Genomic DNA, 21,209 nt, shown 5'->3' on the forward strand with positions numbered 1-21,209 from the left:
GTGGGATTTCTGTCCAAGCGACGCCGACACAAGGCCGCCAAGCCGCTGGCCATCGTGCTGGCGCTGTTCCTGATGGGTGCGTTGTACTCGCTCGTCTCCCCCGCCACTCAGTCACGCGCCGAGACGGCCTCGGCCGAGCAGGTGGCGCGCGGCAAGGAGTTGTTCCAGCAGACCTGTTCCTCCTGCCATGGCATGAACGGTGAGGGCACCACCGAGGCGCCGACCCTGCGCGGTGTCGGGGCGGCCTCGGTCGACTTCCAGATGGGCACCGGCCGCATGCCGATGGCTCGTCCCGAGGCGCAGGCGCCCGCCAAGCGGACCCTGTACACCGATGAGGAGATCTCGGCGATCGCCGCCTACGTCGCCACGCTCGGCGAGGGCCCGGCCATCCCGTCCGCCGACCAGTACTCCGGCGAGGGCCTCAGCGCCGAGGAGCTCGCCCGCGGTGGCGAACTGTTCAAGACCAACTGCTCCGCCTGCCACAACTTCGAGGGCACCGGCGGCGCACTTCCGAACGGCAAGTACGCACCCCCGCTCACCAAGACCTCCGACAAGCACATCTACGAGGCGCTCCGCACCGGTCCGCAGCAGATGCCCGTCTTCGCCAAGGGCACCCTGAAGGACCAGGACGTCAAGGAGATCATCGGCTACCTCAACACCCTGCACGCGCAGGAGGACAACGGCGGCCTGACCCTGGGAGGCCTGGGCCCCGTGGGTGAGGGTTTCTGGGGCTGGATCATCGGTCTGGGTGGTTGCGTGACAGTGGCCCTGTGGTTGGCCAAGAAGGGAGCTCGAGCACGATGAGCGAGCACAACGGACTCACTCCCCTCCCCCATTCGGGTGACAACGGTGCGGGCGCGCATGACGCGGGCACCGCAATGGCGACCGTCGAACACGTCGGCCCCATCGCCGACCCCGGCCTGCCCCATGAGGGCCCCCGCTACACCGATGTGAACACCTCCGCCGGCAACCGTGCCTACGTCCAGGTGCTCGGCATGCTGGCCCTCGTGCCGCTGCTGGCCATCGCGTTCGTGGTCTGCTACTTCGCCGTTCCCAAGGACCGGGTCTTCGACTACGGGCCGTTGCACTCCAACGCCCTGCACCTGTCACTGGGTCTCACGGGCGGCCTGGCGGTGCTCCTGATCGGGCTCGCCTGCATCCACTGGGCCAAGCAGATCATGAACGACCACGAGATGGTCGAGATGCGCCATCCGGCCAGTTCCCCGGCCGAGGATCGCGCTGCCGTGGCCCAGATGTGGGACGAGGGGGCCGCCGACTCCGGTCTCGGTCGGCGCAAGCTGATCGGTGGTGCGCTCGTGGGTGCCGTCGGCACCATCCTGCTGCCCGTGGTGGTGATGTTCGCCGACATGGGACCGCACCCGGGCTCCGGACTGCGCGCCGCGACCATCGAGAAGACCCTGTGGGCCGAGGGCGTCAAGCTGGTCAATGACGTCACCTACGAACCCATCAAGGCCTCCGAGCTCGAGATCGGCTCCTTGGTCAACGCCGAGCCGGAGAACCTCAAGGACGAACACGGCGCCCAGTTCGTGCGGGAGAAGGCCAAGTCGCCGATCGTGATCGTGCGCATGGAACCCGAACGCATCAAGATCCCCGATTCGCGCAAGGACTGGCATGTCGCGGGGATCCTCGCCTACTCCAAGATCTGCACCCACGTGGGCTGCCCGATCTCGCTGTGGGAACGCACCACCCACCACCTGCTGTGCCCCTGTCACCAGTCGACCTTCGACCTCGGTGACTCCGGTGTGGTGGTCTTCGGCCCGGCAGCCCGCTCGCTGCCGCAGCTCCCGATCGCCGTCGACGGTGACGGGTTCCTGGTGGCGAAGTCCGACTTCACCGTCCCGGTGGGCCCCTCGTACTTCGAGCGTGACTCGCGCCACGACTACAAGAAGGGCGACAACTGATGGCCAGCCGTGCTGGAGTGACCGATCGCTCCGAGGCAACCGAGGTGCAGACCCCGGGCAAACCTCATGCCATGAAGCCCCTGTCGGGAGTCCTCGGCTGGGCTGACGACCGCCTCGGTCTGGCCACCGCCGGCAAGGGTGGCCTGCGCAAGGTGTTCCCCGACCACTGGTCCTTCCTGCTGGGCGAGGTCGCGCTGTACTCGTTCATCGTGCTGTTGCTGACCGGTGTCTTCCTGACCGTCTGGTTCAAGCCGTCGATGGCCGAGATCGACTACGAGGGTTCCTACCAGCTGCTCAAGGGCATCCAGATGTCCGAAGCGTTCGCCTCGACCCTCGACATCTCCTTCGACGTGCGTGGCGGCCTCCTGGTCCGCCAGATCCACCACTGGGCCGCCATCCTGTTCGTGGCTGCCGCCACTGCACACATGCTGCGTGTCTTCTTCACCGGAGCCTTCCGCAAGCCCCGCGAGGTGAACTGGCTGATCGGTGTCGGCCTGTTCGCGCTGGCCACCATCGAGGGTTTCGCCGGGTACTCGCTGCCCGACGACCTGCTGTCGGGAACCGGCCTGCGGTTCGTGGACGGGCTCATCCGCTCGATCCCGCTGATCGGCACGTGGGCGGAGTTCTTCGTCTTCGGCGGCGAGTTCCCGGGCACCTTGGTGATCCCGCGTCTCTACATGGTGCACATCCTGCTGGTGCCCGCCATCCTGCTGGGACTCATCGCCGGTCACATCGGCCTGGTCGTCTACCACAAGCACAGCCAGTACCCCGGCCCGGGGCGCACCGAGCAGAACGTCGTCGGCTACCCGATGTTCCCGGTCTACGCCGCGAAGGCAGGCGGTTTCTTCTTCGTGGTCTTCGGCATCCTGATGCTGATGGGCGGGTTCATGCAGATCAACCCCGTCTGGAAGTTCGGCCCGTACAACCCCGCCCAGGTGACCGCCGGCTCGCAGCCGGACTGGTACATGGGCTGGGTCGAGGGCGCCATCCGCATCATGCCCAACTGGGAATGGCACCTGGGTTCGACGACCTGGTCCTGGAACATCTTCCTGCCCGGTGTCGGCCTGATGGGGCTGCTGTTCACCGCCCTGGGCGTGTGGCCGTTCGTGGAACGCTGGATCACCGGCGACACGCGGAACCACCACCTGCTCGATCGTCCGCGCAATGCCCCGACCCGCACCGGGCTGGGAGTCGCCGGCATGACCTGCTACGCCATGTTCTGGCTGGCCGGGGGCAACGACATCATCGCCACGCACTTCCATGTCAGCCTGAACGTGGTCACCCACGTCATGCGGGTGGCCGTCTTCGTGGCGCCCGTGATCGCCTTCCTGATCACCAAGCGCATCTGCCTGGCCCTTCAGCGAAGCGACCGCGAGCGGGTGTTGCACGGGTCGGAGACAGGCATCATCGAACGCTCGATCGATGGCAGCTACTCCGAACCGCACGCGCCCATCGACATCGATGCCGCCTACACCCTCACCCAGCACCCGGTCATCCCGGTGGCCCAGGCGTCGCCCGGTCTGGACGAGAACGGCGTCCCCGATCCGTCCCGCAAGGTGAGCCGATTGCGCGCCGCCCTGTCGCACTGGTTCGCGGGCCACCAGATCCCCAAGCCCACCCGGGCCGAGATCGAGGCTGCCCACCACCACGGGGACGGCGTCGACGGGGTGGACCCGCACGGGCCCGACGAGTACGGGGTCGACCAGCACGGGGCCGACCAGGACGGGGCCGATCGCGCCGTCGAGTCGGCCCAGAATCCGCGGGAACTCTCGGCTCGCCACTGAGCCAGGTCACAGCAACCATCGGCGGGATCCCACAGGGGTCCCGCCGATGCCTTTCCCAGACCTCCTGGCTTCCCGCCCCGGTCCACCCCACTCCCCTGCGGTCCGACCATCCACGCGCCACCAGGCGATCCCCGCACTGGCAGTCCCGGCCGAAGCGGCGGATCGTTGGATTCGTGAGAGAATCAACCACGTGCGTTTTCTGACTGAGCGACCCGGGTACGACCTGACCTACAACGACGTGTTCATGGCACCCAACCGGTCCGTGGTTGGTTCCCGCCTCAACGTCGACCTCACCTCGACCGATGGGCTCAGGACGCCGCTGCCACTGGTGGTCGCCAACATGACCGCCATCTCGGGACGACGGATGGCCGAGACCATCGCACGCCGCGGCGGTATCGCCGTGCTCCCCCAGGACATCCCCACCGACGTGGTGGGTTCGTCCATCGCGCGCGTGAAGGCCGCCCACACCGTCTTCGACACCGCCATCACCGTGGGCCCCGACACGACCGTGGGCGAGGCCATGCTGCTCCTGCACAAGCGCGCCCACGGAGTGGTGATCGTCGTCGAGGACGGGCGCCCCGTGGGCCAGGTCTCGCCCCTGGAGGCCGACGGTGTCGACCGCTTCGCGCAGGTGCACGAGGTGATGACCACCGACCTCACCCTCGTCTCACCCGATGACAGCCCCGAGGACGTCTTCAACGTGCTCAAGGAGCACCACCAGAAGGTGGCGCTCGCCGTCGACGGGGACGGACGACTGGTGGGACTGATGACCTCGCGCGGAGCCCTGCGCGCCGCCCTCTACACCCCAGCCCTCGACCCGCTCGGACACCTCATGATCGGGACCGCCGTCGGCATCAACGGAGACGTCCAGGCTCGTGCCCGGGCACTGCTGAAGGCCGGCGCCGACGTGCTGGTGATGGACACCGCCCACGGGCACCAGGAGAAGATGATCGACGCCCTCAGCAGGGTGCGGGAGGTGCGCGACGCCTTCCGCTCCGAGACCGGTCGCCGCATTCCCATGGTCGCCGGCAATGTCGTCACCCGTGAGGGAGTGCAGGATCTGATCGAGGTCGGCGCCGACGTCATCAAGGTCGGGGTCGGGCCGGGCGCAATGTGCACGACCCGCATGCAGACCGGCGTCGGTCGTCCTCAGTTCAGCGCCGTCCTGGAATGTGCCGAGGCCGCTCGCGAACTCGGCGGCTCCGTCTGGGCCGACGGTGGTGTGCGCCATCCCCGCGACGTCGCCCTCGCCCTGGCGGCCGGGGCCGGCTCGGTGATGATCGGGTCGTGGTTCGCCGGCACCCATGAGTCCACCGGTGAGATGCAGGTCGACCACCAGGGGCGCCAGTACAAGGAGTCCTTCGGCATGGCTTCCGCGCGTGCCGTCAGGCACCGGACGATGAACCAGTCGGCCTTCGACCGTGCCCGCGCCGCCCTCTTCGAGGAGGGCATCAGCTCGTCGCGGATGTACCTCGACCCCGCTCGTCCCGGCGTGGAGGACCTGGTGGACTGGATCACCTCGGGTGTCCGGTCGTCGTGCACCTACGCCGGTGCGGCCAATCTGACCGAGTTCGCGGAGAAGGCCGTCGTCGGTGTGCAGTCGGCCTCGGGCTACGACGAGGGACGACCGCTGCACGCGAGCTGGTGAACGGCCGTGCCCATCCCTGAATACCATGCCCGACTGCGCGAGAAGATCGGCAACGACCTGATCTGGGCTCCCGGCGTCTCGGTGCACATCCTGCGCGAACGCGACGGGGTGCTCGAGGTGCTGGTGCAGCAACGCTCCGACGACGGTTGCTGGAACCCCATCTGCGGTTCGGTGGACCCCGGCGAGGACCCCGACGTGTGCGCCGTCAGGGAGGCGATGGAGGAGGCGGGCATCGCCATCACCATCGACGCGCTGTTGGCGGTGAGGGCGCTCCCCCACCACACCATCGCCGGCAACGGCCACCAGGTGCAGTACCTCGACCTGGCTTTCGTCGGACGACCGGTGGGTGACGGCCAGGACGCCCACGTGGCCGACGAGGAGTCCTTGGCGATCGAGTGGCGCCCGGTCGACGACCTGCCGCCCATGCCGGAGCGCCATCGACTGTCACTCCAGTGGGCCGTCGATCACAGGACTGGCTGCGGCACCCCGGGTGTCAGGTTCGGGCTGGACGAGCCGCGCCTGCTCTGAGGGCCCCGGAGCGGGCCAGGCGACAGCCCCTTGGCACCATCAGCACCCCGGACACGCCCAGGCCCCGGGAGCCGCACCCGGCTCAGTGGGCGTAGTCGCCGCGGTAGTACTCGAAGATGAGCCCGCTGGCAGCCCAGTAGCCGACGGCAATGCCGATCAGCGAGATCCACCAGCCGAACACCGGCCCGAGGAAGATCACCGTGATCGACAGCGCGCACCAGAAGGGCCAGATGCTCCTCGGGGGGAAGAACCCCAAGGTGCCCGCGCCGTGCACGATCTCGCCCTCGGGATCGTCCTCGGGGCGTGGCCCACCGATCTCACGGCCGATGATCGCCAGGTAGACGAACAGGGTCATGTTCAGCAACATGGCCAGGCTGAGGGCAGTGGTGCCCGCCACCTCGTGGGACGAGAAGTAGTAGATGGGCGCGGTGAGCATGAAGAAGATCATCATGGTGCCGAACACCCACGCCTCGGCCGAGAGGGCCCGGCGAACGCGCTGGCCCTTGCCCTCAGCCCTCTTGCGGTAGTCGGTCCGGCTCACAGTGCCTGCTCCTTGTCGAGAATCTGCTGGCCCTCGATGATCTGGGCCACCGCCGGCTTGTCGGCCGTTCCCTCGGGCTCACCGGCCAGTTCCGGGTGCGCCGCGTCGAAGGCGGGGTAGGGCGAACGGATGCGGGGAAGTCGGCTGAAGTTGTGCCGGGGCGGAGGGCACGAGGTGGCCCACTCCAGCGACCGGCCCCAGCCCCAGGGGTCGTCCACGGTGACCTTGGGGCCCCGCCGCGAGATCCACACGTTGATGAAGAAGGGGATGAAGCTCACCCCGAGCAGGAACGCGCCGAAGGTCGAGACCTGGTTCAGGGTCGTGAAACCCTCCCACGCGCCGTAGTCGGCGATGCGTCGCTGCATGCCCTCGACGCCCAGCCAGTGCTGCACCAGGAAGGTGGTGTGGAAGCCCACGAACAGCAACCAGAAGTGGATCTTGCCCCAGGTGTCGTCGAGCATGCGGCCGGTGAACTTGGGCCACCAGTAGTAGTAGCCCGCGAACATCGCGAACACCACGGTGCCGAACAGCACGTAGTGGAAGTGCGCGACCACGAAGTAGGTGTCGGAGACGTTGAAGTCGAGCGGGGGGCTGGCGAGGATGATGCCGGTCAGTCCGCCGAACAGGAAGGTGGTCAGGAAGCCGAGCGCCCAGAGCATGGGGGTGTCGAAGCTGATCGACCCGCCCCACATGGTGCCGATCCAGTTGAAGAACTTGACGCCGGTGGGCACCGCGATCAGGAACGTCATGAAGCTGAAGAACGGCAGGCTCACGGCACCGGTCACGAACATGTGGTGGGCCCAGACCGCGACCGACAGCATGCCGATACCCAAGGTGGCGAAGACCAGTCCGACGTAGCCGAACACGGGCTTGCGGCTGAACACCGGGAGCACCTCGGTGATGATGCCGAAGAACGGCAGGGCGACGATGTAGACCTCGGGGTGGCCGAAGAACCAGAACAGGTGCTGCCACAGGATCGGGCCACCATTGGCCGCGTCGAAGATGTGGCTGCCGAGCACACGGTCGGCCAGCAGCACCAGCAGGCCGGCGGCCAGCACGGGGAAGACCAGCAACACCATGATCGAGGTGATCAGGATGTTCCAGGTGAAGATGGGCATCCGGAACATGGTCATGCCGGGGGCACGCATCGTGATGATGGTGGTGACGAAGTTGACCGCGCCCATGATCGAGCTGAGGCCCAGCACGTAGAGGCCGACGATCCACAGGTTGCCGCCGACGCCGGGTGAGTTGATGGCGTCCGAGAGCGGGGCGTAGGCGAACCAGCCGAACGAGGCCGCGCCTGAGGGGCTGAGGAAGCCCGAGCAGGCCACGATGGACCCGAACAGGTACAGCCAGTACGAGAACATGTTCAACCGCGGGAACGCGACGTCGGGGGCACCGATCTGCAGCGGCATGATGGCGTTGGCGAAGCCTGCGAACAGCGGGGTCGCGAACATCAGCAGCATGATCGTGCCGTGCATCGTGAACAGCTGGTTGAACACTTCCTGGTGCATGAATTGCAGACCCGGGGCAGCCAGCTCGAGGCGGATGCCGAGCGCGAGCAGACCACCGAAGCAGAAGAAGAACATGGTGGTGACGAAGTACAGGTTGCCGATCTTCTTGTGATCGGTCGTGGTCATGTACTCGAGGACCTTGGATCCCAAGCCGTGGGTGCGAGGTGCGACCTCGTCCACCACGTTGCGGGTGACGGCACTCACTTGCCCTCCTCCTGAGGAGTTTCGGACGGAAGAGCAGTGGCCGAGACCGGCGGAACGATCTCACCGGTGTTGCCGGCTGCCTTCAGCTTGCTCATCTCTTGGTTGTAGGTCTTCTCGTCGACGACCTTGACCTTGAAGATCATGTGGGCGTGGTAGGTGCCGCACAGTTCGGCGCACTTGCCGTCGTACTCCCCGATCTTGGTGGGGGTCACGTCGAAGGAGTTCGGGTGCCCCGGGATCACGTCGAGCTTGAAGTAGAACGCCGGGATCCAGAAGGAGTGGATGACGTCGGCGGACTTGAGGTTGAACCGGACCGTCTTGCCCTCCTGCAGGTACAGGGTGGGGATCTGCGACATGGTGCCGACCGTGTGCACCGTCTCGCCGACGGCCGGGTTGTCCTTCTCCATGTAGTTGAAGGTCCACGACCACTTCTGACCCACGACGTTGATCGTCTTGTCGGGCTGGTCGACCTTGGCCAAGGTGTCGTTCTGCGCCCGGATGGTGAAGAAGAAGAGCACGCCGATGATCAGGAAGGGCACGAGCGTGTAGAGGAGCTCCATCGGCAGGTGGTACTTCGACTGCCGGGGCACCTGGTTGGTGCGCGTGCGACGGAACCGGATGATGGCGTAGAAGATCAGGCCCCAGACCAGGACGCCGACCGTGAGGCTGGCGATCCAGGCGCCGACCCAGAGGTTGCCCATGTGGGGTGCGCGGTCGGACGCGGGCGGGAGCAGACCGAAGCGGGCGGCCTGCTGCTGGGTCTCCTGGCTGCAACCTGCCAGGGCAAGCAGGGCCAGGGCCCCGCCCACGGTGGCGAGGCGCTTCGCGCTACGCATACGGTTCACACCCCGCACACTAACGCATATAGGCCCTCCCGGTCTCGCCCGCCAACGGGGGCGGTCGTAGGATGGGAAAGCCGTGCCGACTCAGTGGAAGGAGTCGCCACACGCGCACGAGCCCTGCGCGTTGGGGTTGTCGATGGTGAAGCCCTGCTTCTCGATCGTGTCGACGAAATCGATGGTTGCACCCGACAGGTAGGGCGCGCTCATGCGGTCGGTCACGACACTGACGGAGCCATAGGTCTTGGTGACGTCGCCGTCGAGCTGACGCTCGTCGAAGAACAACTGGTAGCGCAGGCCGGAGCAGCCGCCGGGCTGCACGGCGACGCGCAGTGCCAGGTCGTCACGACCCTCGCCGTCGAGCAGTGCCTTCACCTTGGCCGCAGCCTCGTCGGTGAGGGCGATGCCGGCGACCTGGGACTCGGTATCGACCTGGGACTCGGTGGTGGTGGTCATGGATGTCCTCTCGGGTGACAACTGTGGTGGGCCGATGTGTCCGGCCTCCACCTCAATCGCTCAACCCGCCGCCGATCCCGCGTATTCCCGGGGGTGACGAGTTGGGCTGCGCCAGAGTCTACCGCCGACGCCCATCACTCCCAAGCGCCCGGCCATCAGCCCAGACGGTAGTAGGCGGTCACCTCGTCGACCACGGCCTGGGCCTCGTCCAGGGTCGGCATCTCGGCGAAGACCCTGAGCACCGGTTCGGTTCCCGAGAAGCGGATCACCACCCAGCCACCGTTGGTGAAGCGCACCTTGCATCCGTCGAGCCAGCTCACCTTCTCGACCGCCGCGCCGAACGGTGGCAGGTCGTGGGCCTGCATCAGTTGTGCGACCAGTTCGGTCTTGCGCGCATCCGAGAAGGCGAAGTCGGTCTCGACCATCTCGAGTCGTCCGTACTCGTCGACGATGTCTGCGTAGAGCTCCGAGAGTTTCTTGCCACTGACCGCGATCGCCTCCACCAGCAGGGAGGCGGCGTAGATGCCGTCCTTGCCGGGGATGTGACCACGGACCGTCAGACCACCGGACGACTCGCCGCCGATGATCGCCCCGTGTGCCTCCATACCGGCCGAGATGTGCTTGAACCCGACCGGGACCTCGAAGCACTCCTCACCGTGGGCGGCAGCGACCCGGTCGAGCAGGTGTGTCGTGGCCAGGTTCCGCACCACCGGTCCCTTCCAGCCCTTGACGGTCAGCAGGTAGTGGTACAGCAGCACCAGGATCTGATTGGGGTGCAGGAAGTTGCCCCGGTCGTCGATGATCCCGAGCCGGTCGGCGTCCCCGTCGGTGCCGATGCCCAGGTCGGCACCCCGGTCGAGCACGGTCTGGCGCAGCACCCGCAGGGTGTCGACGTTGGGCGAGGGAAGCTTGCCGCCGAACAGGGTGTCACGGCGGTCGTTGATCACCTCGAGTTGGCAGCGGGCCGTGACCAGGATGGTCTCGAGGCAGGTGCGTGCCACCCCGAACATGGGGTCGAGGATGATCGACAGCGCCGAATCACGGATCGCCTGCATGTCGACCTGTTCGATGATCGCGTCGATGTAGTCGTTGAACGAGGTGGAGACGCGGATCAGGCCGCGTTCCACGCCCACCTCTGTGGCCACCGACGACACGTCGTCGTGGGTGAGGGCATTGATCTCGTCCTGCAACTCGGCCGTGGTGTCCGCGTCGGCGTCGCGCCCGCCCCGGGTGAAGACCTTGATGCCGTTGTAGAGGGCGGGGTTGTGGCTGGCCGTGACGGCCATCCCATAGGCGCAGTCCAACTCCCGGGTGGTGAACATCACCAACGGGGTGGGGGCGGAACGGTCGATCAGGTGGCACTGGACACCGTTGCCTGCCAGTACCTCGGCAGCCCAGTAGGTCGCCTCACGCGAGAGGAATCGGCGGTCGTAACCCATGGCGATCACGGGAGGCTGCGCGGCGTCACGTCCGCCGGGGTGCTCGCGCCAGGCTCGATCGGCCAGCCCTTGGCTGAGCAGTCGGACGTTCTCGCGGGTGAAGCCGTCAGCGATGATGGCGCGCCATCCGCCGGTTCCGAACTCGATCATGCCCCGACGCTATGCCGCGGCGACGCCGCCCCCCAAGGCTCCCGCACCCTCACCAGCCAGATGCTCGGCGCCAGTGCGCGATCACTCAGTGTGCCCGTTCACCCAGTCGGCAGGTTCACCCAGTCGGCAGGTTCACCCAGTCGGCGCGATCACTCAGTCGGCACTTCACTCGGGGCCGCCGCCCAGCGGTGGCCACGTCCACGAGGCAGCCACCGCGCGGGTGGCCTCGGTGATCTCCTCGACGGTGATCGTGTCGACGTCGTCCGCTCCCGGCCTGACGGAATACGCCGCCTCCACCCCGACGCTGCGCAGTTCCCGAGCGGAGATGAAGTTGGCCCCGGCCACCACCACCACCGGACGAAGGGCGTCCCCGGCCACCTGCGTGACGTGGGTCAGCACCTCGCCACCCATGCTGCCGAAGTCCAGCCTCCCGCCGCCCGACACGACCAGGTCGGCCGCCTTGGCGGTGGTGGGCAGACCTGAGTGCTCACTGCACCACTGGCTGCCGGTCAGCACCCGGCCACCCAGCAGCAGGCAGGCGAAGCCCAGACCTCCCCCGGCCCCGGAGCCGGCGCTGACACTCTCGACCGAGCCGCAGGCAGCCGCCAGGTCGACCAGGTTCTGGTCGAGGGCGAGCAGGTCGGCGGGATCACTGACCACTCCGGCGGCGTGACCGCGCACCGAGGTGATGCCACGCAGTCCCACCAGGTGGCGGGCCACCTCGTCCGCCTCGACGACCAGGCTGATTCGGGTCCGACCCACCAGGGCCCGCACGGCGCCGAGGTCAACCGACGTGATTCCCCGAAGCCCTTCCACCCCCGCATCCAGGGGTTTGTCCGCGACCGCCCCCAGGGCCGCCAGCAGCCCTGCTCCCCCGTCATGGATCGTCGTGGCGGGCATCTCCAGCACCAGTTCGTCCGGGGAGTCGGCGAGCACGAGCGCGACGGCTCGTCCGATCACCACCGACGTCGAGTGACGGTCGATCCTGCGAGTGGGGAGGAGGTCTGGGTCGCCGGCGACCGACAGCACACTCGTGCCGCCCTGCCGTGTGAGGGTGAACACCTGCCCAGCGACCGTCATCAGCTCGACAGGGGCGCGCAACAGGTCGCTCGCCGCCTGCGAGAAGCCTCGTCCTGCCGCCCCGATCGGCACCACGGCCACCTCGGCACCCCGGTCGGCGAAGGCCTCGCCCATGGCAGCGCCGGCCAGTGCGGAGGACACGGCAGGAAATGAATCGGTGGCGATGACGACGCGCATCATCGCCACCGGGCGGAGGACTGGGTCACGGGTCCAGTCTGTCAGCCGTTCCCGTCAGCTGGGAATGAGGCCGTCGTACTCAGGGGAGTCATCGAGCCAGGCACGCATCTCCTCGAGCCGCACCGAGGCTTCCGGCAGGATCAACTCCGAGTCCGTGAGCACGTCGTCGGGAACCTCGACCCCCTGCTCGCGCACGATCGTCAGCAGTCTCTCCACCGCAGAGGTGAGGGCCTCCTGGTCTGAGGCCGCCATGGCCTGCTCGATCAGGTCGTCCTGCTCGTTGAGCGCGGGGAAGGACTCCTCGGGCACCGTGTACTGGCCCTCCCCCATGATCCGGATGATCATGCCTGGCCCTCCTGGACCGGGTCCCCTCCAGCAGGCTGGCCGGAGCCCTGCTGGCCCTGGAACTGCTGACCCTGGGACTGTTGACCCTGGAACTGCTGACCCTGGAACTGCTGACCCTGCGCCGGCTGACCTTGGGCTGACTGGCCCGCGGTCAACTGGCCGTGGGACTGGGCAGGACCGGAACCCACCGACAACTGGGCCTTCATGGCCGCGAGTTCGTTCTCGACCTGTGAGGTCGAGGCGAGGGCGTCGAGTTCGCGGGTGATGTCGTCCTTGTAGGTTCCCGAGGGATCCTCGAGTGCCCCCGACGCCAGCAGTTCGTCGACGGCCGATGCGCGGGCCTGCAACTGCAGCGTCTTGTCCTCGGCCCGCTGGATCGCGAGGCCGACATCGCCCATCTCCTCGTTGATGCCGGTGAACGCCTCGGAGATGCGCGTCTGCGCCTCAGCCGCGGAGTAGGTGGCCTTGATGGTCTCCTTGCGGGTCCGGAAGGCGTCCACCTTCGCCTGCAGCCGCGTGCTCGCCCGCACCAGCTTCTCCTCCTCGCCCTGCAGCGTGGCGTGCTGCTGCTGGAGGTCGGCCAGTTGCCCCTGCAGTCCGGACTTGCGGGTGAGGGCCTCACGGGCGAGGTCCTCACGGCTCGCCTCCAGGGCGCGCTGCGCCGAGAGGGTCAGCTTCTCGACCTCGCTGTTGAGCTGGTTCGCCTGCAGCTCGACCCGCTTGCGACTGGTGGCGACGTCGGCGACACCGCGACGCACCTTCTGCAGCAGTTCGAGTTGGCGCTGGTAGGAGTAGTCGAGGGTCTCGCGAGGATCCTCCATGCGGTCCAGGGCCTTGTCGGCCTTGGCGCGGAAGATGGTCGAGATGCGCGAGAAGATGCCAGACATACGGGTCCTTCCAATGGGTGGGGTCAAGGCCTGTGGTCAGGCGTCGACGTACGGGGTCCACCCTAGTTACCGCAGGCGTCACTTTCGAGGGTGGATCCCAACCGGCCGCCCCGCCGGGTGGGTGACCCGGGGATGAATCAGGGTGGTCCCGCGACTACGATGGGACGAGCTCCGGGGCCGACTCGGAGCCGACGTCGACACCGAAGGACCCCATCGTGGCGCTGTTCCGCCCCTACCAGCAGACGACGGCCGACGAGCGCGCCGAGGCGAAGGCCAAGCTGAGCCAAGCCAGGGTCAGCCAGTCGAGGACTGAGGCCGTCGACGACGGCGCGGACACTTCTGTCTCGCCCCGGAGGACGAAGCAGCCGGCGGCGCCCGCAGTGGCCCCCCCGGTGGTCGATGCGGAACGAACCGCTCCCCGGTTGACCCCCAAGAAGGACCGGCCCACCCCCACCAGGGCCGAGGCGGAGGCCGCTCGCAAGGCCCGGGTCAACCCGCAGTTGTCGGGCAAGGACGCCAAGCGGGCGCTGCGTGAACGAAACCGCACCGTTCGGATGAAGGCGATGGCCGAGGCCGAGAACGAGCCGACCAAGGCGTTGTTGCGCGACTACATCGACCACCGGTGGACGCTCACCGAGTTCCTGATGCCCACCATGATCCTGCTCGCCGCCCTGTCGATCGGGTTCGGGCGGTTCCTGCTCGCCCAGCAGGTCTTCTCCCTGGCCATGCTCGCCCTGTTCATCGGCTGGATCATCAATGTCTGGGTGGTCTGGCGCGGCTTCAAGAAGCAGGCACACGAGCGGTTGTCCCAGCCCAACTTCCGGGGTCTGTTGATGTACGCGAACAACCGCATGTTGCAGATCCGCAGGTTCCGCCAGCCCCCCGCCCGCATCAATCGCGGCGAGGCCTACTGATGGCCTACCGCTGGGTGGCCGAACCGGCTCCGGGTTCGGAGTCGGGGGCCGACGACCTGGAAGGTCTCGGCATCGACCAGGCCTTCGCCGACCAGACGGCCGCAGAGCGGTGGCTGTCGGAGACCTGGGCCGAGATGGCAGACCTCGGGGTGACCACCGTTTCGCTGTTCGAGGAGGACCGCCTCGTCTACGGCCCGATGAGCCTGTCCGCCGGCTGAGGCGGCAGGTGCTCCGTCACAGCGTTGCCGGTGAGTGGCCGGTGAACTGCGCTGGGGCTCATCGGGGGTCGGACTGACCGCTCCGGCGGCGCTTGCGGATCTCCGCGGCCCAGAGCATCCCACCGAAGGCCGTGATCGCCGCGCCGGTACCGATCACCGACGGACGCGAGGCCTTGGCTGCTGCCTGCCTCTGTTCATAGGACTGCACCTGGTCGGACGAGGTGCTGGTGTAGGTCGACTTCATGCACGTGTCGCCGGGGTGCATCTCCAGGCCGCGGCAGGTGACGGGACCTCGTCCGATGACGAAGAACCCGACGGCGATCGCGGAGAGACCGACGACCACCAGGGCGGCGTGCAGCACCAGTGCCCAGCGGCCCTTCACGCTGCCCGCACCCCGGGGGTGACGAACGGGGGCTTGACCACCTCGAACTCCTCCCGGCGGTTGCGCACCACCACCCAGACGGTGTCACCGAGTTCGACCGAAGCGTCGACCAGCGCAAGCCCCACTCCGTACCTGAGGGTCGGGCTGAAGGTTCCGGAGGTGACCTCCCCCAGCACGGCACCTTCGGCGTCGACGACGCTCATGCCGTGACGCGGGATCCCTCGTCCGATGGCCCTGAGGCCCCGCATCCGCCGTGCCGGGCCCTCGTCCCGGACACGTCGCAGTGCCACCGAGCCCTCGAACTCGTATGGCTTCTTCCACCCGATGGCCCAGGACAGTCCCGCCTCGACGGGGTTGATCCCGGGCGAGATGTCGAGACCGTGCAACGAGTAACCCATCTCGGTGCGCAGGGTGTCACGCGCTCCGAGACCACAGGGACGGATGCCGAACGGTTCCCCCGCCCTCATCACCTCGTCCCAGACCCCCGGGGCGATCTCGGACGGCACGACCAACTCATAGCCCTTCTCGCCGGTGTACCCGGTACGGCAGACGGTGTAGGTGACACCGTCGTGGTCGGCCTCGGTGAAGCCCATGTAGTCGAACCCGCTCGGCAGCCCCATGGCCTCCAGCACCCCGTCGGAGTGGGGACCCTGCACCGCCAGCACGGCGTAGTCGTCGTGGCGGTTGGTCACCTCGACGCCCTGGTACTCGGTCGAGGACGAGGCCAGTCCGGTCAGGATGCGGCAGACCTCGGCGGTGTTGGCCGCATTGGGGATGAGGAAGACCTCGTCGTCGCTCTTGAGGTAGCAGATCAGGTCGTCGACGACCCCTCCCTCGGCATTGCACAGCATCGAGTACTGCGCCTTCCCCGGGACGATCCTGTCGAGGTCATTGGTGAGGGTGTGGTTGAGGAACTCCCGCGCCCCCGGCCCGGTGACGGTGGCCTTGCCCAAGTGGGAGACGTCGAAGATGCCCACCCCCTCACGAACCGCGCGATGTTCGGCCAGCACCCCGCCGCCGAGGTACTCCAACGGCATCTCCCAACCCCCGAACTCGGCGAACTTGGCGCCAGCGGCGACGTGCCGGTCGTGCAGGGGCGAATGCTTCAACTCGGGCATGCGGCGAGGCTATCGCAGCGGCTGCTTCACCGCCGCCGGGGATGCCCGCCGCGGGCCCAGCCGCTAGCCTGCTGGGAGAACCCTCCCAGACCTCTGGCACCCGGCCACCCACGGATGGCCCATCCGCCGGAAAGGACGACGATGTCAGCTCTCGCCCCCCACCAGGCTCCTTCGGTCAGCGTGGTGAAGCAGCCCTCCGAGCACGTCGACGTGCTCGTCGTCGGTCTGGCCGACGGCACCAGGGGGCCCGTTCCCGTGGGCCTGCCCGACGCCTGGTCGAAGGCGTACTCGAAGCAGTTCGGTGACCTGGCGACGCTCGCCCTCGACCTGGGTGGCAGTAGCACGGAGAACACGGTGACGGTGTTGCCGCGGCTGGACGGAACCCGACTGCTCGCAGTCGGCCTCGGCAACCCCGAGGTGACCCCCCAGGTGGTCCGCGCCGCCGCCGGCGCGGCGGTGCGCAGGGCGGCCTCGCTGGTCAAGGACACGGCCGTGACCGTGGCCATCTCCCTCGACCTGGCCGACCCCGAACTGGTGCAGGCAGCGACGGAGGGTGCCCTGTTGGGCGGCTACACCTTCGACAAGGTCTCGTCCGAGCCGGGTGCACCGGGTGTCCGGGCCGTCGAGATCGTGGTGAGTGCCTCGACCGGAGCGGTTCAGGACGCGGTGACCCGAGGCCAGCACGTGGCCGGCGGTGTCACCCTCGCCCGGGACTGGATCAATGCCCCCGCGAACCTGCTCTACCCCGAGACCTTCGCAGCCGAGGCCCGCGCAGCCGTGAGTCACCTGCGCTCGGTGCAGGTCGAGGTGCTGGACGAGAAGGAACTCACCAAGCAGGGCTATGGCGGCATCCTGGCCGTCGGTGGCGGGTCGTCCCGCGCACCGCGGCTGACCCGACTGGAGTACAAGCCACGCGGCGCCAAGCGGACACTCGCCCTGGTCGGCAAGGGCATCACCTTCGACTCGGGCGGCCTGGACATCAAGCCGGCTGACGGCATGTACACCATGAAGTGCGACATGTCGGGCGCTGCGGCGGTGATCGCAGCCGTGAAGGTGATCGCGGAACTCCAGTTGCCGGTGCACGTGATCGGGTACGCGTCCATGGCCGAGAACATGCCCAGCGGGTCGGCCTACCGTCCCTCGGACGTGCTCACCATGTTCGGCGGCACGACGGTCGAGAACGTCAACACCGACGCCGAGGGACGTCTGGTGATGGCGGACGCCCTCGCGCGGGCCAGCCAGGACGCCCCCGACCTGTTGGTCGACGTGGCGACACTGACCGGGGCCTGCATGATCGCGCTCGGTCTGCGGACGGCCGGAGTGATGGCCTCCGACCACGAGACGGCCGAGACCGTGCTCGACGCCGCCGAGGCGGCCGGTGAGGAGTTCTGGCAGCTCCCGATCCCGCAGCACCTGCGCAAGAGCCTCGACTCGAAGGTGGCCGACCTGAAGTCGGGCGGACCCCGCTACGGTGGCGCGCTCACGGCGGCGGCGTTCCTGCAGCGGTTCGTGGGCGGCTCCATCCCGTGGGCCCACCTCGACATCGCCGGACCCGCCTTCAATGACGACGAGCCCTACGGCCACGTCTCCACCGGCGGAACCGGTGCCGCCGTCTCGACGCTGGTGGCTCTCGCCGCCTCCTTGGGACGCTGACGATGGACGAGCTCCGTGACCTGGTCGTGCTGGGCGGCGGCTCCGGCGGCTACGCGGCCGCCCTGCGGGCCGCCCAACTCGGCTTGACGGTCACCCTGGTCGAGGCCGACAAACTGGGTGGCACCTGCCTGCACCGCGGCTGCATCCCCACCAAGGCCCAACTGCACGCAGCCCACGTCGCCGACAGCGCCCGCGAGGGAAGCAAGGTGGGCGTGCGCTCGTCGCTCGAAGGCATCGACCTTGCCGGGGTCGTGGCTTGGCAGCAGACCGTGGTCGACCGCCTGCACCAGGGCCTGCAGGGCCTGGTGAGGAGCCGGGACATCGAGTTGGTCACCGGGTTCGGACGTCTCGTCCGGGATGCCGAGGGTCTGGCCGTCGAGGTCGACGGCCGGTTGGTGAGGGCCCGAAATGTCGTGATTGCCACCGGCTCGAAGCCTCGCACCCTCGGGCTGCCGATCGACGGCACCCGCATCCTGACCAGCGACCACGCGCTGTCGATGACCGAGCTGCCGGGCACTGCAATCGTCCTGGGTGGGGGCGTGATCGGGGTCGAGATGGCATCGGTCTGGCGATCCTTCGGCGTCGAGGTGACCTTGGTCGAGGCCCTGGACCGGCTCGTCCCGGCCGAGGACCCGGCCGTGTCGAAGGCCCTCCAGCGGGCCCTCACCAAGCGGGGCATCCGGATCCGCACCGGAGTCGGGGTCGCCTCGGCCGAGGCCACCACCGACCAGGTCACGGTCGAACTGGCCGACGGCACGTCCCTGAGCGCCGACGTGATGCTCGTCGCCCCGGGTCGAGGCCCGGTCTCGTCCGGGATGGGCTTCGCCGAGGCCGGAGTCGCCCTCGACCGTGAGTACGTGGTGGTGGACGAGAACCTCGCGACGGCCGTACCCAGCGTCTTCGCCGTCGGCGACCTGGTGGCCGGACTGCAGCTGGCCCACCGTGGATTCGCGCACGGCATGTTCGTGGCCGAGCGGATCGCCCACCTGGGAGGCCGTCTGCCGACCCGTCCGAGGCTCGTCCCGGAACACCTGATCCCGCGGGTCACCTACTCCAACCCCGAGATCGCCACGGTGGGGATCAGCCAGGCGCAGGCCGAGGCACGAGGCGCCGTCGAGGTGGTCGAGTACAACCTGGGCGGGAACGGTCGGTCCCAGATCCTCGGCACCCAGGGCTTCGTGAAGGTCATCCGCATGGTCGACGGCCCGGTGGTGGGCGTCACCATGGTGGGCCAGGGTGTCTCGGAGCTGATCGGCGAGGCACAGGCCAGCGTCGCCTGGGAGGCCACCCCGGACGACTTCTCCGGGCTCATCCATGCCCATCCGACGCAGGGTGAGGCCTTCGGAGAGGCGCTCCTGGCCCTGGCCGGTACCCCGTTGCACGTGCATCGCTGACGAATCGACACGCAGGCATTGTTCCGGTGGGGGCCTCACACCCCCGTGGCCTGCAGCCCGCACCCGGTGGGGCTAGGCTGACCGGGAACGCTGAAAGAGCAAAGGAGCACGCCCCATGGCGACCGAAGTCACCCTTCCCGCTCTCGGAGAGTCCGTCACCGAGGGAACCGTCTCGCGCTGGCTCAAGGAGGTGGGTGACACCGTCGAGGTCGATGAGGCAATCGTCGAGGTCTCCACCGACAAGGTCGACACCGAGATCCCCTCCCCCGTGGCCGGAACCATCCTCGAGATCCGCGTGCAGGAGGACGAGACCGCCGACGTCGGCGCCGTGCTGGCAGTGATCGGCGACGCCAGTGAGGCGCCCGGCAGCGACCAGACCGCTCCTTCGAGCGATGCTTCCGAGGACGCCCCCTCCGACTCGGTCCCCCCCTCGGACTCGGTTCCGGTCGAGGAGACCGCCCCGGTCGAGGAGCCGGCGCCCGCTCAGCAGGCGGCGCCCGCCGCCGAAGAGGCTCCTGCAGCCCAGCAGGCCCCCCCGGCCCAGGCCTCGTCGGGCCCCGCCCAGGGAACAGAGGTCACGCTGCCCGCTCTCGGGGAGTCCGTCACCGAGGGAACCGTCTCGCGCTGGCTCAAGGAGGTGGGTGACACCGTCGAGGTCGATGAGGCAATCGTCGAGGTCTCCACCGACAAGGTCGACACCGAGATCCCCTCCCCCGTGGCCGGAACCATCCTCGAGATCCGCGTGCAGGAGGACGAGACCGCCGACGTCGGCGCCGTGCTCGCCATCATCGGCGATGCATCCGCCGCACCCGCCGCTGCTCCCGAGCCCGAGGCCGCACCGCCTGCCGTCGAGCCTGAGCCAGAGGCTGTTCAGACTTCGCCCGAGCCCGAGGCGGCTGCCCCCGCACCCGAGCCGAAGGCTCCCGCCGCCCCCGAGCCGAAGGCGCCCGCTGCTCCCGCGCCCGCTGCTCCCGCGCCCGCTGCACCTGCCGCCGCTGCTCCTGCCGCGGAGACCCCGCGTCGGGCGGAGGCATCGTCCGAGGGCGAGGGTGCCGGCTATGTCACCCCCCTGGTGCGCAAGCTGGCGGCCGAACACGGCGTCGAGCTCTCCGAGATCACCGGTACCGGGGTGGGCGGCCGGGTGCGCAAGCAGGACGTGATCGCCGCGGCGGAAGCCAAGCAGAAGGCTGCGGAGGCTGCCAAGCAGGCCGCCGCTGCGCCTGCCCCCGCTGCCGAGGCACCTCGTCCGACGACCGTCTCGCCGGATGCAGCTGCCAAGCGCGGCACCACCGAGAAGATCTCGCGCCTGCGCGCCACCATCGCCAAGCGCATGGTCGAGTCGTTGCAGGTGTCGGCGCAGCTGACCGCCACCGTCGAGGTCGACCTGACCGCCATCTCGCGGCTGCGGGCCCAGCACAAGGACGCCTTCAAGGCACGCAACGGCGCATCGCTGTCGTACCTGCCGTTTATCACGAAGGCGGCGGTCGAGGCGCTGAAGCAGTTCCCGAAGGTGAATGCCACCATCGACACCGACGCCGGCACCATCACCTATGCGGCCGCCGAACACATCGGCATCGCCGTCGACACCGAGAAGGGCCTGCTCGTCCCGGTGATCAAGGATGCGGGTGACCTCAACCTCGCCGGCATCGCCAAGAAGATCGGTGATCTGGCTGCACGCACCCGTGCCAGCAAGGTCACTCCGGACGAGCTGGGCGGTGGCACGTTCACGATCACGAACTACGGCTCGGCCGGCACCTTGTTCGACACGCCGATCATCAACCAGCCCCAGGTCGCCATCCTCGGCACCGGTGCGTTGGTGAAGCGTCCGGTGGTCATCTCCGACAAGGTGATGGGCGACACCATCGCCGTGCGCGACATGATGTTCCTGTCGCTCAGCTACGACCACCGACTGGTGGACGGTGCCGAGGCGGCCCGGTTCCTGAGCGCCGTCAAGGCTCGTCTGGAAGAGGGCGACTTCGCCGCCGAGCTCTGATTGCTGGTTCAACTACGACGAGG

At 68.2% G+C, this 21,209-nt stretch carries 20 protein-coding genes; 10 read left to right on the plus strand and 10 right to left on the minus strand.

Going from position 1 to position 21,209, the window contains the following annotated elements; genetic code table 11:
• From qcrC to QQZ11_RS01275, 5 genes are all read left to right on the plus strand, one after another.
• Positions 1–804: a cytochrome bc1 complex diheme cytochrome c subunit gene (qcrC, locus tag QQZ11_RS01255; RefSeq protein WP_022909684.1), complete on the plus strand. Its 804-nt coding sequence runs from the start codon at positions 1–3 to the stop codon at positions 802–804.
• Positions 805–878: 74 nt separating this feature from the next.
• Entirely contained in the window at positions 879–1,922 is a 1,044-nt protein-coding gene (gene qcrA, locus QQZ11_RS01260) for a cytochrome bc1 complex Rieske iron-sulfur subunit (protein ID WP_284550122.1), read from the plus strand.
• A 71-nt stretch (positions 1,923–1,993) separates the two neighbouring features.
• Positions 1,994–3,706, plus strand: a complete 1,713-nt coding sequence (gene qcrB, locus QQZ11_RS01265) for a cytochrome bc1 complex cytochrome b subunit (protein WP_284550124.1) — start codon at positions 1,994–1,996, stop codon at positions 3,704–3,706.
• Between the two features lie 190 nt (positions 3,707–3,896).
• Complete coding sequence (locus tag QQZ11_RS01270; protein WP_284548244.1) at positions 3,897–5,354, plus strand: GuaB1 family IMP dehydrogenase-related protein; 1,458 nt, start codon at positions 3,897–3,899, stop codon at positions 5,352–5,354.
• A 6-nt stretch (positions 5,355–5,360) separates the two neighbouring features.
• Positions 5,361–5,882 (plus strand): NUDIX domain-containing protein, encoded by a 522-nt coding sequence (locus QQZ11_RS01275; protein WP_284548245.1) that lies wholly within the window; start codon positions 5,361–5,363, stop codon positions 5,880–5,882.
• 82 nt (positions 5,883–5,964) lie between these two features.
• On the opposite strand, the gene QQZ11_RS01280 is transcribed toward QQZ11_RS01275, so the two are convergent.
• From QQZ11_RS01280 to QQZ11_RS01315, 8 genes are all read right to left on the minus strand, one after another.
• Positions 5,965–6,423 (minus strand): cytochrome c oxidase subunit 4, encoded by a 459-nt coding sequence (locus tag QQZ11_RS01280; RefSeq protein WP_022909679.1) that lies wholly within the window; start codon positions 6,421–6,423, stop codon positions 5,965–5,967.
• On the minus strand, positions 6,420–8,120 hold the full coding sequence (gene ctaD, locus QQZ11_RS01285; RefSeq protein ID WP_446698827.1) for an aa3-type cytochrome oxidase subunit I: 1,701 nt from the start codon (positions 8,118–8,120) through the stop codon (positions 6,420–6,422). The genes QQZ11_RS01280 and ctaD overlap by 4 nt, the downstream gene beginning before the upstream one ends.
• 17 nt (positions 8,121–8,137) lie before the next feature.
• Positions 8,138–8,977, minus strand: coding sequence for an aa3-type cytochrome oxidase subunit II (gene ctaC / locus QQZ11_RS01290; RefSeq protein WP_022909677.1), 840 nt, complete (start codon positions 8,975–8,977; stop codon positions 8,138–8,140).
• Positions 8,978–9,067: 90 nt separating this feature from the next.
• Positions 9,068–9,436, minus strand: a complete 369-nt coding sequence (locus QQZ11_RS01295) for a HesB/IscA family protein (RefSeq protein WP_022909676.1) — start codon at positions 9,434–9,436, stop codon at positions 9,068–9,070.
• Positions 9,437–9,591: 155 nt separating this feature from the next.
• The gene (locus QQZ11_RS01300; RefSeq protein ID WP_284548246.1) at positions 9,592–11,025 is read right to left on the minus strand and encodes a phosphoglucomutase/phosphomannomutase family protein; all 1,434 of its coding nucleotides are present in this window, start codon (positions 11,023–11,025) and stop codon (positions 9,592–9,594) included.
• 165 nt (positions 11,026–11,190) lie between these two features.
• A complete protein-coding gene (locus QQZ11_RS01305) occupies positions 11,191–12,285 on the minus strand; it encodes a glycerate kinase (protein WP_342395073.1) in 1,095 nt (364 codons plus the stop codon).
• 51 nt (positions 12,286–12,336) lie between these two features.
• Entirely contained in the window at positions 12,337–12,627 is a 291-nt protein-coding gene (pspAA, locus tag QQZ11_RS01310; RefSeq protein ID WP_284548248.1) for a PspA-associated protein PspAA, read from the minus strand.
• Positions 12,624–13,514: a PspA/IM30 family protein gene (locus QQZ11_RS01315; RefSeq protein WP_284548250.1), complete on the minus strand. Its 891-nt coding sequence runs from the start codon at positions 13,512–13,514 to the stop codon at positions 12,624–12,626. The genes pspAA and QQZ11_RS01315 overlap by 4 nt, the downstream gene beginning before the upstream one ends.
• Before the next feature lie 215 nt (positions 13,515–13,729).
• On the opposite strand from QQZ11_RS01315, the gene QQZ11_RS01320 reads away from it, so the two are divergent.
• Both QQZ11_RS01320 and QQZ11_RS01325 read left to right on the plus strand, forming a co-directional pair.
• A complete protein-coding gene (locus tag QQZ11_RS01320; protein ID WP_284548252.1) occupies positions 13,730–14,428 on the plus strand; it encodes a DUF3043 domain-containing protein in 699 nt (232 codons plus the stop codon).
• Positions 14,428–14,646, plus strand: a complete 219-nt coding sequence (locus QQZ11_RS01325) for a hypothetical protein (RefSeq protein WP_022909670.1) — start codon at positions 14,428–14,430, stop codon at positions 14,644–14,646. The genes QQZ11_RS01320 and QQZ11_RS01325 overlap by 1 nt, the downstream gene beginning before the upstream one ends.
• Before the next feature lie 58 nt (positions 14,647–14,704).
• On the opposite strand, the gene QQZ11_RS01330 is transcribed toward QQZ11_RS01325, so the two are convergent.
• The gene (locus QQZ11_RS01330) at positions 14,705–15,028 is read right to left on the minus strand and encodes a hypothetical protein (protein WP_446698797.1); all 324 of its coding nucleotides are present in this window, start codon (positions 15,026–15,028) and stop codon (positions 14,705–14,707) included.
• Positions 15,025–16,146: a glycine cleavage system aminomethyltransferase GcvT gene (gcvT, locus tag QQZ11_RS01335; protein WP_284548253.1), complete on the minus strand. Its 1,122-nt coding sequence runs from the start codon at positions 16,144–16,146 to the stop codon at positions 15,025–15,027. The genes QQZ11_RS01330 and gcvT overlap by 4 nt, the downstream gene beginning before the upstream one ends.
• A 141-nt stretch (positions 16,147–16,287) precedes the next feature.
• Here gcvT and QQZ11_RS01340 point away from each other — a divergent pair, with 141 nt between their 5' ends.
• From QQZ11_RS01340 to sucB, 3 genes are all read left to right on the plus strand, one after another.
• Positions 16,288–17,799 carry a leucyl aminopeptidase gene (locus QQZ11_RS01340; protein ID WP_284548254.1) on the plus strand — a complete coding sequence of 504 codons (1,512 nt, stop codon included), beginning with the start codon at positions 16,288–16,290 and terminating at the stop codon, positions 17,797–17,799.
• A 2-nt stretch (positions 17,800–17,801) separates the two neighbouring features.
• Positions 17,802–19,193 carry a dihydrolipoyl dehydrogenase gene (lpdA, locus tag QQZ11_RS01345; protein ID WP_284548255.1) on the plus strand — a complete coding sequence of 464 codons (1,392 nt, stop codon included), beginning with the start codon at positions 17,802–17,804 and terminating at the stop codon, positions 19,191–19,193.
• Between the two features lie 115 nt (positions 19,194–19,308).
• Positions 19,309–21,186, plus strand: a complete 1,878-nt coding sequence (gene sucB, locus QQZ11_RS01350; protein ID WP_022909665.1) for a 2-oxoglutarate dehydrogenase, E2 component, dihydrolipoamide succinyltransferase — start codon at positions 19,309–19,311, stop codon at positions 21,184–21,186.
• Positions 21,187–21,209 lie beyond the last annotated feature (23 nt).

The organism is Aestuariimicrobium sp. T2.26MG-19.2B (assembly GCF_950101875.1).
In the GTDB taxonomy this organism is placed as follows: Bacteria; Actinomycetota; Actinomycetes; order Propionibacteriales; family Propionibacteriaceae; genus Aestuariimicrobium; species Aestuariimicrobium kwangyangense.

Bases quoted from the DNA above. Each gene is read 5' to 3' on its own strand.
- qcrA (WP_284550122.1), top strand. From the start codon at position 879: ATGGCGACCGTCGAACACGTCGGCCCCATCGCCGACCCCGGCCTGCCC.
- qcrB (WP_284550124.1), top strand. From the start codon at position 1,994: ATGAAGCCCCTGTCGGGAGTCCTCGGCTGGGCTGACGACCGCCTCGGT.
- ctaC (WP_022909677.1), bottom strand. From the start codon at position 8,977: ATGCGTAGCGCGAAGCGCCTCGCCACCGTGGGCGGGGCCCTGGCCCTG.
- QQZ11_RS01295 (WP_022909676.1), bottom strand. From the start codon at position 9,436: ATGACCACCACCACCGAGTCCCAGGTCGATACCGAGTCCCAGGTCGCC.
- QQZ11_RS01300 (WP_284548246.1), bottom strand. From the start codon at position 11,025: ATGATCGAGTTCGGAACCGGCGGATGGCGCGCCATCATCGCTGACGGC.
- QQZ11_RS01305 (WP_342395073.1), bottom strand. From the start codon at position 12,285: ATGATGCGCGTCGTCATCGCCACCGATTCATTTCCTGCCGTGTCCTCC.
- pspAA (WP_284548248.1), bottom strand. From the start codon at position 12,627: ATGATCATCCGGATCATGGGGGAGGGCCAGTACACGGTGCCCGAGGAG.
- QQZ11_RS01315 (WP_284548250.1), bottom strand. From the start codon at position 13,514: ATGTCTGGCATCTTCTCGCGCATCTCGACCATCTTCCGCGCCAAGGCC.
- QQZ11_RS01325 (WP_022909670.1), top strand. From the start codon at position 14,428: ATGGCCTACCGCTGGGTGGCCGAACCGGCTCCGGGTTCGGAGTCGGGG.
- gcvT (WP_284548253.1), bottom strand. From the start codon at position 16,146: ATGCCCGAGTTGAAGCATTCGCCCCTGCACGACCGGCACGTCGCCGCT.
- QQZ11_RS01340 (WP_284548254.1), top strand. From the start codon at position 16,288: ATGTCAGCTCTCGCCCCCCACCAGGCTCCTTCGGTCAGCGTGGTGAAG.
- lpdA (WP_284548255.1), top strand. From the start codon at position 17,802: ATGGACGAGCTCCGTGACCTGGTCGTGCTGGGCGGCGGCTCCGGCGGC.
- sucB (WP_022909665.1), top strand. From the start codon at position 19,309: ATGGCGACCGAAGTCACCCTTCCCGCTCTCGGAGAGTCCGTCACCGAG.